Source organism: Halorientalis sp. LT38 (genome assembly GCF_037031225.1).
GTDB lineage: Archaea > Halobacteriota > Halobacteria > Halobacteriales > Haloarculaceae > Halorientalis > Halorientalis halophila.
The window spans coordinates 1,746,955-1,768,394 of record NZ_JAYEZN010000001.1; the positions used below are offsets into that span (position 1 = coordinate 1,746,955).

21 protein-coding genes are annotated in these 21,440 nt (G+C 67.8%); 7 read left to right on the forward strand and 14 right to left on the reverse strand.

Annotated features, from left to right (window positions below):
• Positions 1–60 precede the first annotated feature (60 nt).
• The gene (locus U5918_RS08940) at positions 61–408 is read right to left on the reverse strand and encodes a hypothetical protein (protein ID WP_336001001.1); all 348 of its coding nucleotides are present in this window, start codon (positions 406–408) and stop codon (positions 61–63) included.
• A 123-nt stretch (positions 409–531) separates the two neighbouring features.
• On the opposite strand from U5918_RS08940, the gene U5918_RS08945 reads away from it, so the two are divergent.
• Positions 532–1,635 carry a tRNA (guanine(26)-N(2))-dimethyltransferase gene (locus tag U5918_RS08945; protein WP_336001002.1) on the forward strand — a complete coding sequence of 368 codons (1,104 nt, stop codon included), beginning with the start codon at positions 532–534 and terminating at the stop codon, positions 1,633–1,635.
• On the opposite strand, the gene U5918_RS08950 is transcribed toward U5918_RS08945, so the two are convergent.
• Positions 1,632–2,033 carry a hypothetical protein gene (locus U5918_RS08950; protein WP_336001003.1) on the reverse strand — a complete coding sequence of 134 codons (402 nt, stop codon included), beginning with the start codon at positions 2,031–2,033 and terminating at the stop codon, positions 1,632–1,634. The two genes, U5918_RS08945 and U5918_RS08950, sit on opposite strands and share 4 nt — an antisense overlap.
• Positions 2,034–2,202: 169 nt before the next feature.
• Here U5918_RS08950 and U5918_RS08955 point away from each other — a divergent pair, with 169 nt between their 5' ends.
• Both U5918_RS08955 and U5918_RS08960 read left to right on the forward strand, forming a co-directional pair.
• Complete coding sequence (locus U5918_RS08955; protein ID WP_336001004.1) at positions 2,203–3,480, forward strand: YihY/virulence factor BrkB family protein; 1,278 nt, start codon at positions 2,203–2,205, stop codon at positions 3,478–3,480.
• Between the two features lie 3 nt (positions 3,481–3,483).
• Positions 3,484–4,389 (forward strand): phosphatase PAP2 family protein, encoded by a 906-nt coding sequence (locus U5918_RS08960; protein ID WP_336001005.1) that lies wholly within the window; start codon positions 3,484–3,486, stop codon positions 4,387–4,389.
• Here U5918_RS08960 and U5918_RS08965 read toward each other — a convergent pair.
• Together U5918_RS08965 and glnA are read right to left on the reverse strand one after the other, a co-directional pair.
• Positions 4,382–5,062, reverse strand: coding sequence for a DedA family protein (locus tag U5918_RS08965; RefSeq protein WP_336001006.1), 681 nt, complete (start codon positions 5,060–5,062; stop codon positions 4,382–4,384). The two genes, U5918_RS08960 and U5918_RS08965, sit on opposite strands and share 8 nt — an antisense overlap.
• Positions 5,063–5,139: 77 nt before the next feature.
• Entirely contained in the window at positions 5,140–6,513 is a 1,374-nt protein-coding gene (glnA, locus tag U5918_RS08970) for a type I glutamate--ammonia ligase (RefSeq protein WP_336001007.1), read from the reverse strand.
• A gap of 126 nt (positions 6,514–6,639) precedes the next feature.
• On the opposite strand from glnA, the gene lrp reads away from it, so the two are divergent.
• From lrp to U5918_RS08985, 3 genes are all read left to right on the forward strand, one after another.
• Positions 6,640–7,095, forward strand: a complete 456-nt coding sequence (gene lrp, locus U5918_RS08975) for an HTH-type transcriptional regulator Lrp (protein ID WP_336001008.1) — start codon at positions 6,640–6,642, stop codon at positions 7,093–7,095.
• Positions 7,096–7,287: 192 nt separating this feature from the next.
• Complete coding sequence (locus tag U5918_RS08980) at positions 7,288–7,905, forward strand: TetR/AcrR family transcriptional regulator (protein WP_336001009.1); 618 nt, start codon at positions 7,288–7,290, stop codon at positions 7,903–7,905.
• Positions 7,902–9,353: an MATE family efflux transporter gene (locus U5918_RS08985; protein ID WP_336001010.1), complete on the forward strand. Its 1,452-nt coding sequence runs from the start codon at positions 7,902–7,904 to the stop codon at positions 9,351–9,353. Before U5918_RS08980 ends, U5918_RS08985 begins: the two co-directional genes overlap by 4 nt.
• On the opposite strand, the gene U5918_RS08990 is transcribed toward U5918_RS08985, so the two are convergent.
• On the reverse strand, positions 9,350–10,303 hold the full coding sequence (locus tag U5918_RS08990) for an AEC family transporter (protein ID WP_336001011.1): 954 nt from the start codon (positions 10,301–10,303) through the stop codon (positions 9,350–9,352). The genes U5918_RS08985 and U5918_RS08990 overlap by 4 nt on opposite strands.
• Before the next feature lie 179 nt (positions 10,304–10,482).
• Here U5918_RS08990 and U5918_RS08995 point away from each other — a divergent pair, with 179 nt between their 5' ends.
• Entirely contained in the window at positions 10,483–11,370 is an 888-nt protein-coding gene (locus U5918_RS08995) for a hypothetical protein (protein WP_336001012.1), read from the forward strand.
• Positions 11,371–11,566: 196 nt separating this feature from the next.
• On the opposite strand, the gene thsB is transcribed toward U5918_RS08995, so the two are convergent.
• From thsB to pstC, 9 genes are all read right to left on the reverse strand, one after another.
• The gene (gene thsB / locus U5918_RS09000; RefSeq protein ID WP_336003310.1) at positions 11,567–13,228 is read right to left on the reverse strand and encodes a thermosome subunit beta; all 1,662 of its coding nucleotides are present in this window, start codon (positions 13,226–13,228) and stop codon (positions 11,567–11,569) included.
• Between the two features lie 204 nt (positions 13,229–13,432).
• Complete coding sequence (locus tag U5918_RS09005; RefSeq protein WP_336001013.1) at positions 13,433–14,305, reverse strand: alpha/beta fold hydrolase; 873 nt, start codon at positions 14,303–14,305, stop codon at positions 13,433–13,435.
• A gap of 27 nt (positions 14,306–14,332) precedes the next feature.
• Positions 14,333–14,752: a DUF7383 domain-containing protein gene (locus U5918_RS09010; RefSeq protein WP_336001014.1), complete on the reverse strand. Its 420-nt coding sequence runs from the start codon at positions 14,750–14,752 to the stop codon at positions 14,333–14,335.
• 7 nt (positions 14,753–14,759) lie between these two features.
• Complete coding sequence (locus U5918_RS09015) at positions 14,760–15,584, reverse strand: DUF6159 family protein (RefSeq protein ID WP_336001015.1); 825 nt, start codon at positions 15,582–15,584, stop codon at positions 14,760–14,762.
• Positions 15,585–16,015: 431 nt separating this feature from the next.
• Complete coding sequence (locus U5918_RS09020; RefSeq protein WP_336001016.1) at positions 16,016–17,056, reverse strand: phosphate uptake regulator PhoU; 1,041 nt, start codon at positions 17,054–17,056, stop codon at positions 16,016–16,018.
• Entirely contained in the window at positions 17,056–17,730 is a 675-nt protein-coding gene (phoU, locus tag U5918_RS09025) for a phosphate signaling complex protein PhoU (RefSeq protein WP_336001017.1), read from the reverse strand. The genes U5918_RS09020 and phoU overlap by 1 nt, the downstream gene beginning before the upstream one ends.
• A gap of 5 nt (positions 17,731–17,735) precedes the next feature.
• Positions 17,736–18,650: a phosphate ABC transporter ATP-binding protein PstB gene (pstB, locus tag U5918_RS09030; RefSeq protein ID WP_336001018.1), complete on the reverse strand. Its 915-nt coding sequence runs from the start codon at positions 18,648–18,650 to the stop codon at positions 17,736–17,738.
• Complete coding sequence (gene pstA, locus U5918_RS09035; RefSeq protein ID WP_336001019.1) at positions 18,647–20,266, reverse strand: phosphate ABC transporter permease PstA; 1,620 nt, start codon at positions 20,264–20,266, stop codon at positions 18,647–18,649. Before pstA ends, pstB begins: the two co-directional genes overlap by 4 nt.
• On the reverse strand, positions 20,266–21,396 hold the full coding sequence (gene pstC / locus U5918_RS09040) for a phosphate ABC transporter permease subunit PstC (RefSeq protein ID WP_336001020.1): 1,131 nt from the start codon (positions 21,394–21,396) through the stop codon (positions 20,266–20,268). Before pstC ends, pstA begins: the two co-directional genes overlap by 1 nt.
• Between the last annotated feature and the right edge of the window lie 44 nt (positions 21,397–21,440).

Here is a 21,440-nt window from a genome sequence, read left to right on the forward strand (position 1 = left end):
TTATCTCGGATTATTACACTCCGTGGTACCGGCGCCCTGACGGACCGGTCCCGGCCGCGCTCACAGAAAGTCCCGCACGTCGCTGTACCACATGTCGTGGTGGTCCACCTCGTCGATGGCCTCGGCGATGCGGACGGCGAGGGCGTGCCAGCAGAGTTCGGTCGGGTCCTCGGGGTCGAGGTTGTACTCGGAGTCGGCGCAGTCGCACTCGCCGCCCTCGACGATGTACTCGTCCTCGTAGCCGACGACGACGGTGAAGTCCCGGTATTCCTTGACCCGGCGCTCGCCGACGGCCTCGATGGCGCGCTGGCCGCGTTCGCCGTGGAGCGAGACGATACGGTCGACGCTCTCCGGTGTGAGTTCGCCGGCGGTGGCCAGCGAGGCCACCCAGTCGTCGACCGCTGTCACGACCCAACGGTTGCGGCGGAGCTGTCAAAACACGTTCGATAGGTTCGGGCGGGGCCACTGGGCCCGTCCCGGAGCCCGGGCGCGGAGCGCATCCCTTTTCGTGCTGGCCCGGCGAGCGGAGGTATGCTCGTCGAGGAGGGCGACGTCGAGGTCGAGGTCCCCGGTGAGGCCACCGACGGGAAGGACGGCGAGGTGTTCTACAACCCGGATATGGAGCTCAACCGGGACCTGACGGTGGCGACGCTGCGGACCTACCGCGACCGGGCCGACGGCGACCCGATGACCTACCTCGACGCGACGGCGGCCAGCGGGATCCGCGGCGTGCGGGCGGCCGCCGACGGCTGGACGGCGACGACCTGCGACGTGGACCCCGACGCCGTCGCGCTGGCTGCGGCCAACTTCGAGCGCAACGGACTCGACGGCGAGGCCGTCCACGAGGACGCGAACGTGTGCATGCACCAGCGGGGATTCGACGTGGTGGACGTGGACCCGTTCGGGACGCCGGTCCCCTTCGCCGACGCCGCGGTCCGGAGCGCCAGGGGGCTCTGCTGCGTCACCGCGACCGACACCGCGCCGCTGTGTGGCGCCCACTTCGAGAGCGGCGTCCGGAAGTACGACGCGGTCCCGCGCAACACCGAGTACCACGCCGAGATGGGGCTCAGAGTACTCCTCTCGGCGCTGGTCCGGACCGCCGGGAAGTTCGACGTGGCCGCCCGTCCCGTGTTCAGCCACGTCTCCGACCACTACGCCCGGACCTACCTGCAGGTCGAACAGGGCGCCAGAGCCGCCAACGCGCTGCTCGAGGACCTCGGGTTCGTCGACCACTGCCAGCACTGCCTCTACCGGGAGTCCCAGCGGGGCAGGATCGCGGACCCCCGCGACGAGTGCCCCCACTGCGGCCACCACCTCCAGACCGCCGGGCCGATCTGGCTCGGCGCGGCCCACGACCCCGCGTTCGTCGCCGCCGTCCGCGAGCGCGTCACCGACGAGTTCGGGACGGCCGACCGCGCGCGAGACCTGCTCGAAACGATAGAGGGGGAACTCGACGTGCCGACCCACTACGACCAGCACCGCCTCTACAAGCGGTGGAACGAGTCGGCGGTCGGCATGGACGAATTTCTCACGGCGCTCCGGGACGCGGGCCACGAGGCCTCTCGCACCCACTACGGCGGGACGACGTTCAAGACGACGGCGGACGTGGCCGAGATCGAGCGCGCGCTGGCCTAAGAGGAGCGTTCTTCCTGAATCTCGCGGCCGATCTGGATCGCGCCGGCGACGATGTAGTGGAGCAGCCGGTAGAACGGACGCAGGATGAGGTTGAAGACGCCGACGAGGCCGACGAGGCCGCCCAGCGCCTGCAGTTCGCCCGGGGACGACCCGCGCACGATGGCCACCACCGACACGACGGCGGCGATGACCGGGCCGAGCCAGAGGCCGGAGAGATACAGGGAATAGGCCTCGCTGCGCTGCCAGAGGACGTACAGGCCGGCGCCAAGCGCGAGGAAGACGACGGGCAAGATCGGCGAGGCCCCGACGCCGAGGAAGCCGAGCGGAATGAGAAGCGCCGCCGCGAGCAGGCAGACGGCCGAGATGCGGAGGATCCCCCGTTCGTATTTCTCGTCCATACCCCTTCCTGCAGGCCCCGAACTAAATGGGTTTTCGGTCGGGTACCCGGGGACGGCCCGGTGGCACCGCTCGCCAGTCGCCCGCCAGCCCGTCGCGCGCCGTTCCGGGCCCGTCAGGCACCCGAGAGGATCCAGTGGAGTATTCATTCCGGAGGGTGAACTATCACTCGTGTCACGGAACGCCGACTTCGGCGGGGTACTGCGGGCGGTGGTCGCGGCCGCGCGATCGGAGCAGATCACCTTCCTGGCCGCCAGCCTCGCCTACTACACGTTCGTCTCGCTGATGCCGCTCCTGTTGCTCGCCGTCGTCGTCGCCTCGGCGCTGGGCGGGGAGGCGCTGGCGGCGAGCGTGGTCGCCCAGCTCGGGAGCGTGCTCTCACCCGCCGGCGAGCAGGTGGTACTGGAGTCGCTGACCGGCGCGAGCGGGCGCACGGGCGCGACCGTCGCCGGCGTGGCCGTGCTGGTGTGGGGGGCGCTGAAGCTCTTCCGCGGCCTCAACACGGCCTTCGCGCAGGTGTACGGGACGACCGAGTCGACGACCCTCGTCGGGCAGATGACCGACGCCACCGTCGCCCTGGTGGCGGTCGCGGCCGGCGTCGGCGTCGCCGCCGGCGTGAACGTCCTCGTCGGCTACCTGCCGACCCGACTCCTCGGCGCGCTCGGCCCGCCCATCTCGGCGCTGGCGCTGACGATCACCTTCCTCCCGCTGTACGTCATCCTCCCGGACGTCGACGTCGGGGTGCGGGAGGCCCTGCCCGGCGCCGTCCTCGCGGGCGGCGGCTGGGCGCTTTTGAGCACCGGGTTCCGGATCTACGCCGCGAACGCGGGGAGTTTCCAGCTCTACGGCGTCATCGGCGGCGTCCTGCTTTTGGTGACCTGGTTCTACGTCGGCAGCATCGTCCTGCTTTCGGGCGTCGTGTTGAACGCCGTGCTGGCCGACCGCGACGTCGGCAACCGGCAACTACAACAGGATCCCGGTCGACGTGTCGCCCAACGAGCGAGTATGTCCGACGAACACGGGGGTGCGCCGGGCGAGAGCAACGACGACGGTGCGGACGGAGCGGCATCCGCACCGGACAGCGACGCGGAGGACCTCGAGGCGGAACTCGCGGCCCTCCGCGAGACGGTCGAGGAATTCGAAGACGACGTCGAGGACCGGACCGTCCACCGCGAGGAGATCGAAGCCGACCTGAAGCGGTACGTCCGGGGCAGGGTGCGCCGCGGGCACGCCACCGGCTGGGGTCCCTACCTCGTCTTGCTGTACGGCACGGCGATGACCCTCGGCGCCTTCTACTTCCTCGGCGGCGGCTGGGCCATCCTCGCCATGCTCGTGATCTGGCTGTCGACGCTGGGACTGTACGTCCTGATGGTGCTCGTCGGCGTCGGGATCACCGCGGCCGGCGTCCCCGGTCGGCTACGCGACGCCGTCGGACGCTTCCGCAGCTAAGCCGTGCGGGTCCGCCCCGCCGTGGCGGCCGACCTGCCGGCGGCGCTGCCCGACGCTGTCGTGGTCGCGTTCGCCCTGGTGACGCTGCTCGGCAACGTCGCCGCCTACTTCCTGCTGTTCTCCCTGCTGTACTGGCTCGGCGACCGGACGCCGGTCGTCGGTCACCGGCTCGATCGAGCGCTGATCGCGCAGGTCGTGGCGCTTGGCTTCGGCGCGCTGGCACTCGTGGCGCTGCTCAAACCCCTCCTCGCGCTCCCGCGGCCGCCCGGCTCCGCCGCCCCCGTCGCCGTCGACGCCGTCCCGGGCGTCCTCCGGCCGGTCGTCGCCGAGGCCACGACGATCGACGGCTACGGCTTCCCGAGCGGCCACGCGCTGGGGAGCACCGTCGTCTACGGCGGGCTCGGCTGGCTGTGCGCCTCGAAGGGCGACCGCGGACCGCTGTACGCCGGGGCCGCGATCGCGGCCGCCGTCTCCAGCTCCCGGCTCGTCGTCGGCGTCCACTACCTCGGCGACGTCGTCGGCGGGATCGCCATCGGCCTGCTCTGGCTGGCCCTCGCGATCCGGTTCGTGCCGACGCCAGGGCGTTCGTTCCCCGCCGCCGGCGCGCTGGCCGGGGTGGGCGTGCTCGTCGCCGGCCCCACGTCGTACCTGCTGTTCGCCTTCGGCGGGTCGGTAGGCGCGACCCTCGCCTGGTGGGCCCTCGCCGACCGGATCCCCGCTACTGCCCGCTCCGATCGCGAGGCGCTGCTGACGACGGTGGTGGGCGTCGCGACCGTGGGCTGGCTCCTGGGACTCGTCGCGTTCCTCGGCGTCTCGGCTATGACGCTGGCCCCGGCGATCGGCCTCGTCGTCGCCGCACTCGTGGCCGCGCCGGCCGCGGGGGTTCGGCTCGACGCCGCGTTCAGGTGAGCGACGCGTCGGTGCGGTCGGTGCGCAGCCAGACCGCGACCGCGGACCCCGCCGCCGCGAGGGTCGCGACCGCCGCGACCGCCGGGTTGGCCGACAGCCACGCGATCGAGCCGACCAGGTGGGGTTCGACCGCGCCGTAGGCCACCGTGACGGGTGCCCGCCCGTCGCCCCCCGAGTACACCAGCCAGATCAGGACCGCGTTGTAGCAAGTCCAGCCGACCGTCGAGTAGACCACGAACTTCGGGAGGGGCGTGCCGGCGTAGCCGGCCGGGATCGAGATCGGCGTCCTGAACACGGGGACGAGCCGTCCCCAGAGGAGGGAGTTCTCGCCGTAGCGACGGAAGAACCGTTTGCTTCGCTCGATCTGTGCGGTGGGCAGGTAGCGGCTGTCCCCGTACCGTTCGAGTGCCACGTCGCCGTAGTAGCCAAAGAGGTAGTACGCGATCAGACTCCCCAGCACCGCCCCGACGGTCAGGACGGCGGTGAAGATGGCGAAGGAGGCGGGGTCGGTGACGAGTTCGTAGGCGACCGCGGGGATGACGATCTCGCTCGGGACGAAGTGGGTGATCCAGGCCGTCTCGAGCAGGATGAACAGGAAGAGCGCTACCAGCCCGTACCGCTCGACGAGCGTGACGGCGGTGTCGGTGAGCGACTGGACGACACCGGCGAACATGCGTTAGCGGATACAGGGGGCTCGGCGCCAAAAGGCTTCACGGTCGCGAAAGAAATGGGCGGACGACTCGGCCGGCCTCAGAACGTCTCGAGGTAGCGGTCGATCTCCCACTCGGAGACGTCGACGAGGTACTCCTTGTACTCCTGTTCTTTGGCCTCGACGAACTTCTCGCCGATGTGGTCGCCGAGCGCGTTGAACACCGTCTCGTCGTCCTGGAGGGCATCGATGGCCTCGCCGAGGTTCTCGGGGAGGGTGTCGATGCCGTACTCCTCGCGTTTCTCCGCGTCGAACTCGTAGATGTTCTCCCGGACCGGATCCGGACAGTCCAGGCCCCGCTCGATGCCGTCCAGGCCGGCGTGGATCAGGACGGCCAGCGCGAGGTAGGGGTTACACGACGGGTCGGGGAAGCGGGCCTCGATCCGGCTGGCGGCCGGGATGCGTGCGGCCGGCTTGCGGATCAGCGCCGAGCGGTTGCGGTCCGACCAGGCGACGTAGACGGGCGCCTCGTAGCCGGGCACCAGGCGCTTGTATGAGTTCACGGTCGGGTTGGTGACCGCCGCGAGCGCGGGCGCGTGTTCGAGGATCCCGGCGGTGAACTGCTTTGCCTCCTCGCTGAGGTCGAACTCGTCGTCGCCGTCGTGGAAGGCGTTCTCGCCGTCCTCGGTGAAAAGCGAGATGTGGGTGTGCATCCCCGAGCCGTTGATCTTCGGGATCGGCTTGGGCATGAAGGTGGCGTGCAGGTCGTGTTCGGCCGCGATGGCGCGCACGACCGTCCGGAAGGTCCCGACGTTGTCGGCCGTCGTCAGCGCGTCGTCGTACTCGAAGTTGATCTCGTGCTGACCCTGGGCGACCTCGTGGTGGCTGGCCTCGATCTCGAAGCCCATCTCTTCGAGCCCGTAGATGATGTCACGGCGCACGTCGCTCGCGAGGTCCTTGGGGGCGAGGTCGAAGTAGCCGCCGGCGTCGTTGGTCTTGGTCGTCGCGCGTCCGTCCTCGTCCTCCTCGAACAGGAAGAACTCGGGTTCGGGGGCGGCGTTGACCGTGTAGCCCAGTTCCTCGGCCCGGTCGAGGGCCTGCTTCAGGATGTAGCGCGGGTCGCCCTCGAAGGGCTCGCCGGTCGACGTGTTGATGACGTCACAGATGAGACGGGCGCTCGCGTGTTCCTCGGTATTTCGCCACGGCAGGACGGAGAAGGTGTCGGGGTCCGGCACCAGGCGCATGTCCGACTCCTGGATGCGGACGAAGCCCTCGATCGAGGAGCCGTCGAAGTAGATCCCCTCGCTGAAGGCCTTCTCGGCCTGCTCGGCCGGCACGCTCACGTTCTTGACCGTCCCCAGAATGTCGGTGAACTGGAGGCGGAGGAAGTCGACGTTCTTCTCGTCGATCTCGTCTACCACGTCCTGTGCGTCTGCTGTCAACCCGCCGTCAGCCTTGAGATTCGGGTTTGTCATCTTTCTCGTCATCGGTAGGGAATACCCGAGATACAAAAACCCTGCTGATTTGTGCAAGTCTTCCTTCAGCGCTGGAGAATTGCATATTCGTAAAATTCTAAAGGGTGGGGCGCCTGTCCAGATATAATGACGTACGAAAATCTGGACCGAAAGTTGGTGAATGCCCTGCTGGGCGACGGACGCGCGAGTCTCCGGAGTCTCGGGGAGGAGCTGGACGTGTCGGTCACGACCGTCTCGAATCACCTCAAAGAGCTCGAAGGAAACGACATCATCACCGGGTACACCCCCAAGGTCGACTACGACGCGCTGGGCTACGACGTGACCGCGGTCGTCCAGCTGAAAGTCGAGGGGTCGGCCCTCCCCGACGTGACCGACCGGCTCCAGGAGCACAAGCAGATGATCTCCGTCTACGAGGTCACCGGCGACTACGACATCATCGCCATCGGCAAGTTCACCGACACCGACGGCATGAACGACCAGATCAAGGAGCTGCTGGTCGACCCCGAGATCAAGGAGTCCAACACCAGCGTCGTGCTCAACGCCGCCAGCGAACACGAGCAGTTCACGCTCGACCTGGAGTAGACGCACGCGGGAGCGCTACCGGCCGCCGACCGGCAGCAGCGCGTGGACCTGTCGACTGCGCGCCGGTGAGACGAGACGCTACGCTGGCGAGAACCGTCTCCCGTCCCGGTTCCGGCAGGTGGTGCGCGATGGGAAACCGTAACACGGCAGGTTCCCAACCCTTTTGACTGACCAGTCAGTAAGTTCCGGTAGATGAGCGACACGCGCGACGAGATTATGTCTGCGACCTACCGTGCGCTCCGTACCCACGGGTACGCGGATCTGACGATGCAGGACATCGCGGACGAGACCGAGTTGAGCAAGGCCGCCCTCCACTACCACTACGACAGCAAACAGGAACTGCTGGAGTCGTTTCTCGATTTCCTCTACGACGGGTTCACCGAGCGGGTGGGTGACCCGGACGGCGAGACCGCACCCGAGCGCCTGCGCGCGCTGATCGACGCGATCCTCTACCCGCCGGTCGAGGACGACGACGAGCGGGTCGCCTTCAAGACCGCGCTGCTCGAGTTGAAGGCCCAGGCCCCCTACGACGACGGGATCCGCGACCGCCTGCGCCGGTTCGACGAGTTCCTCCACGGCGAGTTCAGAGACGTCCTCGACGACGGCATCGCGGCGGGGACGGTCCGCGGGGACGTCGACCCCGACGACGCCGCCCGGTTCCTCGTCACGACGCTGGACGGCGCGAGCACGAAACAGGTCGCGGTCGGCCAGGAGGTCGACTGCGCCCGGCGGATGCTCACCGCCTACATCGAGCGGACGCTGACGGTCGACGGCGACGACGGCCGCGTCGCGGAGGTCGATTCCGAATGAGCCTCCGCAAGCGCCTGAGCGGCCTGTTCGTGGGCCAGGAGGAACTGGAACTGACCAGCGGCCCGATCGCCAAGCCGCTCTTTTTGCTCTCTTTGCCCATCGTCATCACGAACCTGCTGCAGGTCACCTACAACCTGGCCGATACCTTCTGGCTGGGCCAGTACAGCACGGTGGCGCTGGCGGCGATCACCTTCGGCTTTCCCCTGGTCTTCCTGCTGATCTCGCTGGGGATGGGCCTCTCGGTCGCCGGTAGCGTGCTGGTCGCCCAGTACACCGGGGCCGATGAGACCGACGAGGCCGAGTACGCCGCCTCTCAGACGGTCACGTACGCCCTCCTGTTCTCGGCGGTGCTGGGGGTCGCCGGCTTCTTCGTCGTCGGGGACTTCCTGGCGCTGATCGGCGCCTCGGGCGAGGTGCTCCCGCCCGCGACCGACTACATGGAGGTCGTCACCCTCGGCCTGCCCTTCATGTTCGGGTTCATCGTGTTCATCGCGCTGATGCGCGGATCGGGCGACACGATCACGCCGATGCTGGTCATGCTCGGGACCGTGATCCTGAACGTCGCGCTGGACCCGTTCCTGATCTTCGGCTGGGGTCCCTTCCCCGAGCTGGGCGTGCAGGGGGCGGCCATCGCGACCATCTTCTCGCGGGGGCTCGCGATGGCCGTCGGCGTCGCGATCATGGTCCAGGGCCGGCGGGGGATCCAGATCAACGTCCGCGATATGGTCCCCGACCTGTCGTACGCTCGCCGCCTCCTGCGGATCGGGCTCCCGGCCTCCGTCGAGGGGACCGGGCGGGCGGTGTCGGTCAACCTCCTGCTGGTGATCGTCGCGACCTTCTCCGTCACCGTCGAGGCCGCCTTCGGCGTCGGAATCAGAGTGTTCTCGACGATCTTCATGCCCGCCATCGCGGTCGACCGCGGCGTCGAGACGATGACCGGCCAGAACATCGGCGCCGGCGAGCCCGACCGCGCCGCGACCGCCAACCACTTCGCCGCGAAGGCCTCATTCGTGATCCTCGCGGCGCTCGGCGTCGTGACCTTCGTGGCCGCACCGGCGATCATGGGTCTCTTCACGGACAACCCGGCAGTGATCGCGGAGGGCGCGAACTTCCTCCGGATCGTCGCGCCCACCTTCGGATTCATGGGCGTGACCCGTGCGTACAGCGGTGGTTTCCGTGGCGCAGGGAAAGTGTTGACCGCCGCCGCGATCACGGTTCTCATGCTGGGGCTCATCCGCCTCCCCATCGCCTGGTTCGGCGCACAGATCTACGGGCCGAGCGGTATCTGGGCCTCGTTCGCCATCTCGAACGTCCTCGCCGCGGCCGTCGCCTTCCTCTGGTTCAGGCGGGGCACCTGGCGCGAGGCCGACCTCACCGAGGACGGCGAGACAGACGAGGAGGGCGAAGACGGCGAGGTCGGCGCGGGCGTCGCCGCCACCGACGACTAGAGCACCAGTCCCGACTGCAGGATCGTGATCAGGACCGTCAGCGTCACCAGGCTCGCGAGCGTGGTGACGAGGATCGTCGTGCTCACGTAATCGGCCGCCGAGAGCCCCTCCTCGAACCCGTCCGAGCCGAACTCGATCGTCAGCATGAGCGGCGTCACCGCGGCCGGCATCGCACATTCGAGGACGAACACCTTGCCGACGGTCCCCGTCAGCCCCAGCCCCAGGGCGATCACCGCGGCGAACACCGGCGCGACGATCAGTTTCAGCGTGCTCGCGGGCATCGTCCGGGCGACGGGGGTCCCGCCGCCCGAGTTGGCGAGCTGGATCCCGAGCATCAGGAGCATGACCGGGATGGCGGCGTCGCCGGTCAGCCGGATCGTCTCCATGAGGGCGGTGTCGGTCGGCGGCGCGGCGTCGGTCGCCCGGACGATCGCGGCGGCCGCCACGGCGTAGATCAGCGGCAGGCGGAAGACCCGCACGAGCGCGCCCCGGGTCGAGCCGGCTTCGCCGCGAGCGGCGACGTAGACCCCGACGGTGTACATCAAGACGTTCTGGGCGACCAGGAAGAGAACGGCGGTGCTGCGCCCGAGCGCCCCGAAGGCGAACGCCGAGAGGGGGATGCCGTAGTTGCCAGCGTTCGAGAACGTGCTCGAGAGCACGAGCGCGCCCAGCGTCGGTTCCTCCTCGCCCAGCCCGCGGCCGACCAGTTCCGCCAGGGCGACCATCCCGACGACGAAGGCGATCACCCCGCCGAACAGCCGGGCGACCGTCGGCCCGGCGATGGGCGAGGTCACCAGGCTGTAGAACACGAGCGCCGGTGCGAGGACGTACAGCGTGATGTCTGAGAGGGGTTCGACGGCGACGTCTCTGGTCCGCCCGAGAGCGTACCCGACGACGGCGACGGCGACGACCGGCAAAACTGCCGATCCCAGCACCGAAACCAGCGACACGGATCAAGGATGCCGTAGCCGTGGCTCAACGGTTTCGGTTCGGGGCGAAAAAACACCGAGACGAGACCGGAGGGGGTAGCGATACACGGACACGACCGCGCTTGTTCGATACGTCGACCCCGGTTCGACGGAGTACACGTGGATTTTTATTGCGCGGCGGTCTGAATCGTCGTAGTTGCATGCGCTCGCGACGCTCCTATCTCGCCGTCCTCGGGGCTCTCGGCACGCTGAGTCTGAGCGGCTGTCTGGGGAGCGAGGAAACCGCACCCACCACACCCACGACGTCGACAGCCGCTGGAACCACGGGGGAGACGGCGTCGCCCGAGGGGTCACCGTCGGGAACGGCCGCGGAGTTCCGGCAGTATCGGGAGAGTCTGACCATCTCGGACAGGGAGCAGTATCACGCGACGCATCCGGGGGTCGTTTTCGCGGACGAGACGGAATTGGACCCGGCGGCCGGGGACGGGTTCGAGATCGAGAACGTCCAGACCGACGTCACGTTGTCCGTCGTCCCGTCGGCGTCCGTCACCCTCGGCGCTCAGGCCCCCGTTCGGATGTTGCTCTACGGTGCCGACGGCTCCCTCGCCGAGTCTCCGAAGTTGATCCAGAAGGTCGACGACCGGAAGCGGTACCCGGTCCGTCTCTCGCGATCGGTAGCCGACGTGTTCGATCGGACGGCACCGTCGATTCGGATTCGATACCTGTCGGGCGGCGAGACGAAACACGAAACCGAAACCCGGCGGGTCGTGGTCGGCTACTCCGGACTGCTGCAGCAGTCCGGGACGAGCGGCGAGATCGAGTTGTGGGTCCCCAGACAGGGACTTCCGGAGGGGCTCTCGATAGAGGGACGACTCGATCGCGACGGGCGAGAGCCGTTCACGTTCGGTCTGGACTACGCGCAAGCGTCCGATCGGTTCACCACGGTCGCCGATACGACTGCCCTCCGAGCCGGAACTTACGACTGGGAACTCGAGTGTTCCCTCGAGAACCGCACGTTGTTCCGGTTCGGGACCTACATCGGTGATCGCGAGTTCGAGGCGATCCCGAAGATCGAAATCACGACGTGAGGTTGCGACCGCACCGCTCACAGCACGGAGTGGTGCTGCTGGCTACAATTAGTTGCACCGCACGCGAGGGACGCAAAGCGTCCCGAGCGCGCGGATCGCGGCGTCCGACGAACGGGAGGACGCCGCGATTTTTGGCCGAGCTTTTTGCCTGACCGAGCGCCCCGAAGGGGCGCGAGGGAAGTGCAAAAAGGTCGTCTTACATCATGCCGCCCATACCGCCGCCCATGCCGCCCATGCCGCCGGGCGCGCCGCCGGGGCCGCCGGGGCCGCCTTCTTCGCCGTCGCCCTCGGTCGAGAGGTCGCCGGCGGAGATGATGTCGTCGATCTTGAGCACGAGGTTCGCGGCCTCGGTGGCCGAGGAGATCGCCTGCTCCTTGGCGTGGGCCGGTTCGACGACGCCGGCCTCGTAGGTGTCCTCGACGTCGCCGGTGAAGACGTTCAGGCCGGCACGGGACTGCCCGTCGTCGTGGGCGGCCCGCAGGTCGACGAGGGTGTCGATGGGGTCGAGCCCGGAGTTCTCGGCGAGGACCCGGGGGACGAGTTCGAGCGCGTCGGCGAAGGCCTCGACGGCGAGCTGTTCGCGGCCCTCGACGGAGTCGGCGTGGTCGCGGACGCGGCGGGCGAGTTCGACCTCGATGGCGCCGCCGCCGGCCAGCACGCGGCCGTCCGACACCGTGGCGGCGACGACGTCCAGCGCGTCACTGATACCGCGTTCGAGCTCGTCGACGACGTGCTCGGTGGAGCCGCGCAGCAGGAGGGTCACGCCGTGGCTGTCGGCGCCCTCGATGTAGAACAGTTCGGCGTCGTCGTCACGGGTGAGGGTGCCGGTGCCCAGATCCTCGGCGGTGGCCGAATCGAGGTCCGAGACGATCCGGGCGCCCAGAACCTCGGCGAGGAACTGCATGTCGGACTTCTTGACGCGGCGCAGGGCCAGCACACCCTCCTTGGCGAGGTAGTGCTGGGCCATGTCGTCGATGCCCTTCTGGCAGAAGACGACGTCGGCGCCCGAGTCGACGATCTTGTCGACCTTCGCGCGGAGCTGCTCTTCTTCCTGCTCGATGAAGGACTGGAGCTGGTCCGGACTGTCGACCGAGAGGGAGGCGTCGGCCTCGGCCTCTTCGATCTCGATGGGCTGGTCCAGCAGCATGACCGAGGCGTCCTCGAGGTCGGTCGGCATGTCCTCGTGGACGGGGTCCTTGTCGATGACGGCGCCCTCGAGCAGTTCGGAGTTGCCCGCGGAGCTGCCCTCCTGGGTCTCGATCTTGAGGAACTCGAGGTCGACGACGCTGGAGCCGTCCTGTGCCTCGACGGTGACGGCCTGGACGGCGTCGTAGATGAGCTGGCTGAGGTGCTCCTTGTTGAGCTCGGCGCCCTTGCCGGTCATGGAGGTCTCGGCGACCTTCCGGATGGTCTCCTCGTCGTCGGGGTCGACCGACTCGGCGATGTCGTCGATCTCGGCCTGGGCGTGCTTGCTGGCGATGTCGAAGCCCTTGATCATCGCCGTCGGGTGGATGTCCTGGTCGAGCAGGTCCTGGGCCTGCTTGAGGAGTTCGCCCGCGATGGCGACGGCCGTCGTCGTCCCGTCGCCGGCCTCGTCCTCCTGTGTCTCGGCGACTTCGACGATCATCTCGGCCGTCGGGTTGTCGATGTCCATCTCCTGGAGGATGGTCACGCCGTCGTTGGTGACGGTGACCGAGCCCATCGAGGAGACGAGCATCTTGTCCATCCCCTTCGGGCCGAGCGTGGACTGTACCGACTCCGCGACGGCGCGCGCAGCGGCGATGTTGTGTTCCTGGGCGTCTTTGTCTTTCATGCGCTGGGCGTCGTCGCCCATGATGATCATCGGCTGACCGCGCATACGCTGCTGCTGGCTCATAATCGTGCGAATGATTGAAAGTGCTTCTATAAAAAACTGTCGTCCCCGCGGCGGCGCGGTCGCGGCGGCCGCAGTCGGACGACGACAGAGAATCGGCTCCCCTCACCGGGTTTCGTGAATCCCTGTGTGCTGTTCACACACCGTCGACCGGCAGCGGCGAGGAGATTTCCTCGCGAGTTTAAGTGATCAGTCGGCGAATTCCAGAATTCGGTCCGCCACCGCGTCGGGCCGTTCGGCGTGGAGGAAGTGGCCGGCGTTGTTCAGGATCTCGAGGTCCGCACGGGCGTCGAAGCAGTCGGTCGCCCCCTCGAACAGGTCGGCGCCGATACAGCCGTCGCGTGCGCCCGCGAGCACGAGCGTCGGGACGGCGATCCCAGCGATCTCCTGTTCGGACCGACGCCGCGGCAGGAACATGTCGAAGAAGTCCCGGTAGTACTGCAGGGCGGCCTCGACGGTCTCGCCCGTGCGGAAGGTGTCCTTGACCGCCGCCAGGTGCTCGTCGTCGTAGGTCCAGTCCGGGCTCCAGAGCCGCCAGAGCCGCTCGATCAGCGCGAAGTCGTTGGCCCGGACGATCTCCTCGCCGTGGCCGGGCACCTGGAACTGGTTCATGTACCAGCTGCGCATCGCCTGGGTGGCGTAGTCGTCGAACTGCGACCAGAAGTTCGGCGGGATGGCCATCGTCACGCAGGTCCCAAGTCCTCCGCCGCCGGCGACCGCAGCGGTGGTGACGGCCATTCCGCCCCAGTCGTGACCCACCACGAGCGGTTCGGAGTCGTCGAGTTCGGCCGTCAGCGCGAACACGTCCGAGGCCAGCAGCATCGGCGAGTAGTTGCCGGGTTTGAGCGGTGGCCGCTCGGTTTCACCGTACCCGCGCATGTACGGTGCGTAGACGGTGTACCCCGCGTCGGCCAGGCGGTCCATCAGCGGGCGGAACGTCTGTGGGGCGTCCGGAAAGCCGTGCAACAGGAGGGCGTCGCGGTCGCCGTCGCCGCAGGTGAGCGCCGCGAACTCGAGGCCGCCGGTGTCGAGAACGGTCTCCTCGACGGTCGAAGTCGGCATGTGGAGGCCAGAGGTGCGGAGGGCGTCTCAGTCTTCCCCGTCAGGTGCGGGGTCTTTTAACGGCTCGCGCCAGTTCACCGTGACCGTGCCGACGACGAACTCGTCGTGCGTGTCCGGATCGCGGCGGACGCACAGACTGTTCTCGCCCTGCCGGAGGGCGGGCACCGAGACGCGCACCATCCAGTACTGCCAGCCCTCACACGGCGGCAGGTCGAACCCGGAGAGGGACTGGTCGTTGATCACCACATCGTGGCCGTAGGCGTCGACGCCGTAGACCTGCAGTTCCAGGTACGGGTCGATCACGTCGTCGGTCGGGACCCGGAAGGTCTGCGTGGTGGACTCGTCGCCAGCGAACTCCGCCCACGGCACGTCCAGCGCCTCCGGCTTCTCCCCGAGATGTTCCCGGACGTTCAGGAGCCGATAGTCGGCCCGGTACCGCTCGCTCATGAGCACCTCAGCGCGCGCCGCGCGCGAAGTCGACGTTGTCGAACTCCGGCGGACGCTTGCCCTCGGTCGCGTAGACGTACAGCGCGGTCTTGGCGATGGCGCCCAGCGCCGAGGAGAGCAGGAAGACCCCGAGGATCACCACGGCGGCGATGGCCGCGGCGACGACGACGCCGGCCGTTCCGCCGCCGAGGCCGCCCAGTGCCAGGAAGACCGCGGCGGCGACGAGCAGGCCGACGAGGCCGAACAGGATCGAGACGAGGCTGACGCCGAAGTTGGCGCCCGCGGTCTCGCCCCAGGTGTTCTTGAACGTCTCGCCGCTACGTGTGAACATCTCGACGGGGCCGACCTCCTCGAAGACGATCACCGGGACGATGAAGTAGGTGATGATGGACCAGGCGACGCTCACGACCATCGCGAGCAGGTTGGCCACGAGGTTGTCCTGGCCTTCGATGGCCCGGAGGAGCATCCCCACGGTCGCGGAGGCCAGCGCCCAGACGAACAGCGGCGTCTTGTGTCGCCAGGCAGCGCGGAGGCCTTCGCCCACGGAGGGCGTGCCCCCGTGGAAGCTCTCGCGAGCGCTATACACCAGTCCGGCGTTGAAGAACGAGGCGATGAAGGCCGTCCCCAGGTACAGGACGAAGAGGACGACGTACGCCATCGTGCCCTCGAACAGACCGAGGACGTAGGATCCACCGAACAGCAGGGCGATGAAGAGTAACCCTGCGATCCCACTGATCACCGGGAAGAGCGTCAGTGACGGCTGCTTGCGGAGGACGCGCAGGCTGTCCATCGACAGGTTCCAGCCCATTTTCAGGCGGCTAAGGATCCCCATACCGATTACCTTAGCAAGACATCACATATCTGTTTTGGCTCGTTCCTGCGGGCCGTGCGGCCCGCCGTCGACCTGCTGTTCACATTCAGCGGTCGTGCTGAATACGAGGCGCATAGTGGGCGTTCCGGACCGTCGGACAGAATGGATGGCCGATGATCGACACAGATCTATCACGTTGCGTTGGGTCGTCGAGCGACTCTGTTCTGTGATTCGAGTGAGTCCCCAGATCCCACCAACTGCGACGGCGTGGGCGCTTGCAAACACCAGGACGTCGCAATGCGCGATGAGAAGCGGTGGTCACGTCTCCCGTGGAAGGCCTACGAGCGTCAGTGTCCAGCCGGTACCCAAATCGACACCGAGTGCAGGGTCCGTAGAGACGGTGAACTCGGCGAGCCGGCACCATTTGATTGGGCAATTCTCACATGAGGCGGCTATCGGCCGCCGTCACCATCCGAGGCGGGTGCGGCACTCTCAGGGGGCGCGAACTCGCCGCGGCGCGTGGCGGCCCGCAGCCCCAGTTCGGCGATTCTCCCGCCGCACTCGACGGTCCGTCCGAGTGCGTCGAGCGCCCGTCCGAGTCTGTAGTCCCCGGCCGTGTCGGCCAGCTCACGGTCCAGCGCCTCGACCGCCGACCGTGTCGCCTTGCGCGTCTCCAGCGCATCGTTCGCGACTTCGGTGTCCCCGTCGCCAACGACGACGGCGGTTCCCCGCTCGACGACGTCCCGGGCGTCCCTGGCGAATCCTCGGAGCTTTTCAGCTTGACTGGCATCCGGCAGCGTCTCGACCGCCTCGGCGACCGCTCCGATGGTCTCTGCGTTGTCGGCGACGAGCTCCAGCTCTCGGGCGGCGGCCCGCAGCTCGAACAGCTCCGACCGGTTCAGCCCGAGCGCGTCCACCTCGTCGAGCCTGGAGAGCCCGCGCCCGAAGTGGCGGTCGATCATCGCGTACAACCGGTCGGCCTCGTCGTCTCGGTCGGCGACGGGTGGCTCCTCGTCGCCGACGAGCGCGGCCATTGCATCCCGATGCATCGAGAGCGCGGTGAACCTGAGCTGCCGGACGGACTGGCGGACCGACACTTCGTTGGCGTCCAGCAACGCCCGGACGGTTAACTCCGTCTCCGTCTCCGCGGTGAGCGCGACGCCGATGAACACGTTGGCGACCTGTTCGACTGCCTTCCGCTGCGCGAAGGAGAACCCCTCGGGCGCCTCGAGGACCAACTCCTCGAACCCAGCGACGTAGGCCGCCTTCACCGTTCGCTCAAGCCGGTCCGGCGATTCATCGGCGACGGTGAGCTGGACCCGCGAGGTGGCGTCATCGGTGGGCGACTCCGGCTCGATCACGACCTGCTCGTCGCCGTGGACATCGATATGGACGGTCTTTCCCGCGGTGATCCCGTTCCGTTCGGCCCACCGTTTCGGGAGCGACACCGTGTACGTCCCGCCGCCGACCTGCTGGATCTTGCGTTGCTCCATCAGTAGATCAGCTCCGGGTCGCTCTCGATCATGTAGAAGGTCCGCGCGGCGATGTTGACCGCGTGGTCGGCGATCCGTTCGAGGTCACGTACCGTCAACAGGAGTGTCGAGACATTGTCAAGCAACCGTTCCAGCTCCCAGGCGTCGGTCGCGGCCTCCCGTTCGATGAGGTCGCGCGCGACCGCCTCGGAGGCCCGCGCACACAGGGCGTCAATCTCGTCGTCGTCCGCGTGGACCGCACGGCACGCGGCGGCGTCGCGGTCGGCGTAGGCTTCGAGGCTCCGGCGGACGAGCGATCGTGCCGCTGTCCCGATGTCGGCGACTTCGACCTCTGGCGTGAGCTCGCCGTCGGTGTCGGCGGCGTACCGGCCGAGGTTCGCCGCGAGGTCCGCGATCCGCTCCAGATCGGTCAGGATCTTGAACGAGGCGGCGACGAACCGGAGGTCCCCGGCGACTGGCTGCTGCAGCCCGAACAGTTCGATGCACCGTGATTCGAGCGCGAGATACCGCTCGTTCACCGCGGCATCGCTCTCGGCGACCTCGCAGCCGCGCGACCCTTCGCCGGACTGGCGGGCCGTCAGTGCCTCGTCCAGCAGTTCGAGGACCAGGTCCCCCATCGCGAGCACGTCCTCGTGGAGGGCGTCGAGGTCCTCCTGGTACTGCTCTCGAGTCATCGTGGTCACCCGAACTTGCCGGTGATGTAATCCTCGACCCGATCGCTCCGGGGGTTCTCGAACACCTGGTCCGTGTCCCCGTACTCGACGAGCTCGCCGCCGGTGAGGAAGACGGCCGTCTGATCGGAGATGCGGGCCGCCTGCTGCATGTTGTGGGTGACGATGACGACCGTGTACTGCTCGCTCAGCTGGTCGATGAGGTCCTCGATCTTGGCGGTGGCGATGGGATCCAGCGCCGAGGCCGGCTCGTCCATCAGAATCACCTCCGGGTCGACCGACAGGCAGCGGGCGATACAGAGCCGCTGTTGCTGGCCGCCGGAGAGCCCGAGGGCGTTGTCGTCGAGCCGGTCTTTCACCTCGTCCCACAGCGCCGCGTCGCGGAGGCACCGCTCGACCAACTGCTCGCGCTCGTCGTCGTCGCTCCGATCGAGCAGCCGCGCCAGCAGCCCCGTCTGCAGGTCGCCGTGCTTCTCGGGGCCGTAGGAGATGTTTTCCCGAATCGACTTCGGGAACGGGTTCGGTGACTGGAATACCATCCCGACGCGTTTGCGGAGTTCGACCAGGTTCACTCCCTCCTGGTAGATCTCCTGGCCGTCGATTCGGACTGACCCATTCACCTCGGCGCTCCGGATCCGATCGTTCATCCGGTTGAGACACCGGAGAAACGTCGACTTCCCGCAGCCCGAGGGGCCGATGAGCGCGGTGACGCTGTTCTCCGGAATCTCGATTGAGACCCCCTTCAGAGCGTGGTCGTCGCCGTAGTGGACGTCCAGGTCCCCGACGGCGAGTTTCGTCCGACCGTCGAACTCGTACTCGCGCCACTCTTCGCGGACCTGTTCGTCGGTCTCACCGCTCGTCGTCTCGAGGGGCTGGTCCGATGCTGTATCCGCCTGCTCCGTCGTCTGTGTCGGTTCACTCATGTTTGCAGTTGCCTCCGGAAGTAGTACCGCGCGCCGATGCCGATCGCGTAGAAGGACAACACCACCATCAGCAGCACCAGCGCTGTCGCCCACTGGAAGTCCACGGGGTTGGCGACGTTGTCACCCAGGCCGACGCCTGCCGTGATCAGGGCGTACAGCTGAAACGGGAGCGCTGTCGTCGCCTGTAGCAGCTCCGGGTTCGCGAGGAACGGTGGAGCGGCCGTGAACTGGAAACCGCCGATCACGTCGACGGTCTGTCCGCCGGGAACGAACGTCCCACCGGTCATCGTCAGCAGGATGGGGGCCGTCTCGCCGGCGATACGACCGACACCGAGGATGACGCCTGTGACGACCCCGGGAAGCGCCGCCGGAATGACCACGCTCCGGACGGTCTGCCACTTCGAGACACCCAGCGCCGCACTCGCGTCGCGGTACTCGTCCGGGACCGCGAGGATCGCCTCCCGACTCGTGATGAGCACCAGCGGGAGGAGCATGAACCCGAGCGTGAGCATCCCCGAGATCAGTGACTTGTTCCCTCCGAACCGCGGGATGAGGAAGGCGAAGCCGAACAGGCCGAACACGATGCTCGGCGTACTCCAGAGCCCGTTCGTCGCCACCTCGACGGCCTGGGTGAGCCGGCCTCGTTCGGCGTACTCCGTGAGGAAGATCGCCGCGCCGACGCCCAGCGGCACCGCGAACAGCACGGCCCCGACCACCAGCCAGATCGTGCCGACGATCGCCGGCAGCACTCCCTGGAAGTCGTTCAGCAGTGCCACCCCGTTCATGACGAACGGGAGCGAGACCGGGAGCGAGACCGAGAAGCCGAGGAGCCCGACTTCCGGGCCCACTCCGAGACCGAACCCGAAGCCGTTCAGCAGCCCCGGAATCCCACGGACGGTGGTGAACGCGATCAGGACGAACAGCACGCCGATGATGGCACAGGCGTTCACGTAGACGAGAACGTACGCCCCGATGTGGCGGCCGCGGGCGCCGAAGCCACCGTACGCTTTGGCGGCGGCCCAGCCGGAGAGGAGCGCACAGAACAGCGTCAGCGCCGGGATGACGAACTCCGCGGTGAACGACGCCTGCTGTTCGAAGCCAAGATCCCACGCCCAGGCCGGGCCGATGGTCCCGGTGACGAAGACGGCGCCCGTCAACAGGGTGAGCGCACCCGCCGGAACCGTCGAGCCGAGGTCCTCGCGGGGGAACGCGGTCAGCGCGAAAGTTGCGCCGCCGACCGCGAGGGCGAGCAGGAACGAGACGAAGCCGCCCAGCCCGACCGTCTGGGAGGCGACCAGCCCGCCGATCACGAACCAGATGGCCGAGAAGGCGGTCGCCGCGACGAGGCCGGCGCTCGGGCTCGGCTCGGTCTCGACGTAGCCCAGATACGAGCCGACGCCGAACGTGACCACGGCGGCGCCGAGCGCCAGCAGTATCAGCCCGAGCAGCGTGACGACCGGAACGCCCGCGACGGGTTCGCTGATCGTGATGGTCTCGAACAGCGCCGCCAGCCCCAGTGCGAACAGGAGCACCGCGAGCCCGACTGCCCCCGCCGCGAGCGCGTTCGTCTCCGAGGTCCCGCCCTTGACGAGGTCGGTTTCGGTCGCACCCGCCATCAAACGTCACCTCCGAACTTCCGGTGCATCCGCCACTCGATGTACTGCGCTCCGATCGAGATGAAAAGCACCGTGATGAACAGGATGACGCCCGCGACGAACAGGGCGTCCATCTGGAGCCCGTCGGCCTCGCCGTAGTTGTTGGCGATGAGCGAAGTGAGGGTCTCCTGGCCGTAGAAGGCGTTGTACAGCGGCTTCGTCAGCTGCGGGACGCCCCGGAGCATGACCGTCGCGGCCATCGTCTCGCCGATGGCCCGCCCGACGCCCAGCAGGACCGCCGCGGAAACCCCCGAGAACGCTGCCGGCAGGGTGATGGAGGTCATCGTCTGCCAGTCAGTCGTTCCCATCGCGAGCGACCCGCTCTTCATCGACTCGGGGACGCTCGAAAGGGCGTCTTCGGCGACGGAGACAACCGTCGGCAGCGCCATCAGTCCCACGACGATACCGACGAACAGGTACGATCCCTGGCCGGTGGTCAGGAACTGGTTGGCCGCCCACGGGCTCAGAATGGTGAACCCGATGAAGCCATAGACGATGGACGGGATACCGGCGAGGATCTCCACGCCCGGCTTGACGAGCTCGCGGACGACCGGTGGGGCGATCTCCGAGAGGAACAGCGCCGCGGCGATTCCGAGGGGTGCGGCGACGGCCGTCGCGATCGTCGTCACCATCACGGTCCCGTGGATCATCGGAACCATGGAGTACCGCACCGGTGGGGAGACCGCGTCCCACTGTGTCTCCGTGAACAGCCGGAGCCCTGGCACGGTGACGCCGAACAGCGTCGTGCTCTCGTACTGGATGACGGGGATCGACTCGAGGAAGATGAAGACGGTAATCAGCAGTAGTATCAGAATCGTCGAGACCATCATCGAGAACGTCAGCACCCGGGCGGTCAGCCCCTGGTGCCGGGCCCAGCCGTACCCCGCGCTGGCCAGGAAGACGGCGAACGGAGCGATCGTCAGCGGCGAGACAGCCAGGAACCCGACGAGCGCCGCCAGCAGCGCGACCGCCATCACGCTGACCGTGGCCAGTGCCTCCCGTTCGGTCTCGTCGACGAAATCGCGGAGCTGCCGGCGCCGTCGCGCCAGCGCGCCCGACAGGGCGCCCGACTCCTTCGATGTGCGTACCATGATGTATTACGTATCCTATGAATTGAGAGTTCGAGGGTAGCCGT

Excerpts from the sequence above, each read along its gene's own strand:
- U5918_RS08945 (WP_336001002.1), top strand. The coding sequence starts at position 532 with ATGCTCGTCGAGGAGGGCGACGTCGAGGTCGAGGTCCCCGGTGAGGCC.
- U5918_RS08950 (WP_336001003.1), bottom strand. The coding sequence starts at position 2,033 with ATGGACGAGAAATACGAACGGGGGATCCTCCGCATCTCGGCCGTCTGC.
- U5918_RS08965 (WP_336001006.1), bottom strand. The coding sequence starts at position 5,062 with ATGTTCGCCGGTGTCGTCCAGTCGCTCACCGACACCGCCGTCACGCTC.
- glnA (WP_336001007.1), bottom strand. The coding sequence starts at position 6,513 with ATGACAAACCCGAATCTCAAGGCTGACGGCGGGTTGACAGCAGACGCA.
- lrp (WP_336001008.1), top strand. The coding sequence starts at position 6,640 with ATGACGTACGAAAATCTGGACCGAAAGTTGGTGAATGCCCTGCTGGGC.
- U5918_RS08980 (WP_336001009.1), top strand. The coding sequence starts at position 7,288 with ATGAGCGACACGCGCGACGAGATTATGTCTGCGACCTACCGTGCGCTC.
- U5918_RS08985 (WP_336001010.1), top strand. The coding sequence starts at position 7,902 with ATGAGCCTCCGCAAGCGCCTGAGCGGCCTGTTCGTGGGCCAGGAGGAA.
- U5918_RS08995 (WP_336001012.1), top strand. The coding sequence starts at position 10,483 with ATGCGCTCGCGACGCTCCTATCTCGCCGTCCTCGGGGCTCTCGGCACG.
- thsB (WP_336003310.1), bottom strand. The coding sequence starts at position 13,228 with ATGCGCGGTCAGCCGATGATCATCATGGGCGACGACGCCCAGCGCATG.
- U5918_RS09005 (WP_336001013.1), bottom strand. The coding sequence starts at position 14,305 with ATGCCGACTTCGACCGTCGAGGAGACCGTTCTCGACACCGGCGGCCTC.
- U5918_RS09010 (WP_336001014.1), bottom strand. The coding sequence starts at position 14,752 with ATGAGCGAGCGGTACCGGGCCGACTATCGGCTCCTGAACGTCCGGGAA.
- U5918_RS09015 (WP_336001015.1), bottom strand. The coding sequence starts at position 15,584 with ATGGGGATCCTTAGCCGCCTGAAAATGGGCTGGAACCTGTCGATGGAC.
- U5918_RS09020 (WP_336001016.1), bottom strand. The coding sequence starts at position 17,056 with ATGGAGCAACGCAAGATCCAGCAGGTCGGCGGCGGGACGTACACGGTG.
- phoU (WP_336001017.1), bottom strand. The coding sequence starts at position 17,730 with ATGACTCGAGAGCAGTACCAGGAGGACCTCGACGCCCTCCACGAGGAC.
- pstB (WP_336001018.1), bottom strand. The coding sequence starts at position 18,650 with ATGAGTGAACCGACACAGACGACGGAGCAGGCGGATACAGCATCGGAC.
- pstA (WP_336001019.1), bottom strand. The coding sequence starts at position 20,266 with ATGGCGGGTGCGACCGAAACCGACCTCGTCAAGGGCGGGACCTCGGAG.
- pstC (WP_336001020.1), bottom strand. The coding sequence starts at position 21,396 with ATGGTACGCACATCGAAGGAGTCGGGCGCCCTGTCGGGCGCGCTGGCG.